Raw genomic sequence first — 1,281 nt, 5'->3', positions numbered from 1 at the left:
CTGCGGCTCAGAAGCTGTGACTGAGGGCAAATCCAAAGTAGGGATTTTGATCACCGCCCCGTGCTCGATATCCCGCGTTAAACAAAATATCGGATCCAGGCGCATCTGAAGCAATCTGATAGGTCAGGCCAATATCTATTGGCCGCACTGAAGATGTAATGTCCACAGTTTGAGAGGTTCTTGTCACGCCCGTGCTTTCTCGACCGGCGACGGCTGCAACCCTGTCCTGGGGGAGGTCAATTGAGATCTCACCAGATGAGATCTGAAGCGGACTGGAGACAGACACGCTCATAGTGCCTGGGCTGCCGAGAAAGCGTTTTTTGCTGATTGATATTTGGCCGGCACGTCCCATCAGGTTGTTGCCGCCAGTGACCAGGCCTGCTTGTTGGAAATCTGTCGTGCTTTGCGTGCCAGATACCGTCAGGAGAGTACCCTGCCCAACCGCAACAGATCCAGATATCTCAAGAAATGAGGTAGAGCTACGTCCGTCCTGACCCGCAGCACCCATAAAGCGTGATCCCAGCACCGTACTGTTTTCTTCTATGAGACCGAACTGAGCAGAAAGGCCTGATCCATCTTTGTCTTTTGCCTCAAGCCCCACGCTGGTCCTGGTAAAAGAGCCAGAGGATGATCCGAATGCATGGTCGGCAATAAGCGCCAGTGTTCCCGTGAGTTCGAGCTTGTGCCCAAATGAGTAGTCTTCTGTAAGAAGTTGTCCAAATGGATCTGCGCCTGGATCTGCGTCTCCCAGGTTTATCTCTGAGGTCGAAGCACCTCCGTCAAAACGGATACCTGTGCTGTGATTTGAACGCATGACTGTCAGGGTGTCGCTGACCTTTACTTCCCTTGCGATCGTGAGACGGGGTTTTGGCGCTTCAATTTCGGAAACCAGGGCACTGGCGGCGAGATCAAATCCGCGCGTGTACTCATCTGTAACCATCAGGACCTGCCCTGTGAGGGCCTGGTTGAGTGCCGGTGCCAGGGCACCGCTGGCGACGATGCCCGTTCTGGCGAGAGGGATAGCTTCGCTTTTTGTGGTGTTCCCCTGGTAAACAACAAGTTCACCGACAGGACGCATGGCGCGGGACAGATTGAGAAAGCCCTGCCCGTAGATCTCGTCAACGCCCGGCTCTCCGAGATCATCAGCTGTATCAAACATAATCTGAGAGATTTGAGGGGCCGTCAGCTCTGGCCACTGGCTCTTTAACAGGGCATATCCTCCAGTGACGTGTGGGGCAGCCTGCGACGTTCCGTCAAACGCAACAACGCCGCCACCATTTC

General features: G+C 54.4%; 1 protein-coding gene. It reads right to left on the bottom strand.

What is annotated here, in order from left to right:
- Positions 1-7: 7 nt before the first annotated feature.
- Positions 8-1,281, bottom strand: a 1,274-nt coding sequence (locus ACR0BU_RS24685) for a S8 family serine peptidase (protein ID WP_480755786.1), incomplete at its 5' end; no start/stop codon positions are given.

The sequence above is a fragment of the Ruegeria sp. CK2 genome (genome assembly GCF_056536585.1).
Note: the sequence above shows the minus strand (reverse complement) of the source record. Positions and strands in the feature narration are given on the sequence as shown.